This is a genomic window from Halalkalibacter lacteus (assembly GCF_036663595.1).
GTDB lineage: Bacteria > Bacillota > Bacilli > Bacillales > Bacillaceae_D > Halalkalibacter > Halalkalibacter lacteus.
The window spans coordinates 1-229 of the sequence record NZ_JAWRVL010000521.1 but is presented as its reverse complement, the minus strand read 5'-3'; the positions used below and the strand labels follow the sequence as shown (position 1 = coordinate 229).

Below are 229 nucleotides of genomic sequence, written 5' to 3'. Positions count from 1 at the left end.
CGCGGTTGAAGATGCGGATGCGGTCGATGCCCTGTTTTTCGGCAATGGTGCGCATCGACTGGTACGCCGCCGTGCGGTTGTCGGCCAGCATGGCGTGCCACGTCGCGCTGGTGATGCTCTTGGAAAGCTGATCGGCTCCGAGCACCATGGCATCCAGGATGCGCCGCTTCTCGGAGCGCCAATGAAGGAGACCTGAAACCGTGGCGATCAAGACAGCGATGATCGTCAG

1 protein-coding gene is annotated in these 229 nt (G+C 61.6%); it reads right to left on the bottom strand.

What is annotated here, in order from left to right; translation table 11 throughout:
- The coding region (locus SAZ04_RS23210; RefSeq protein ID WP_332700199.1) for a hypothetical protein at nucleotides 1–229 on the bottom strand (229 nt) is incomplete at both ends.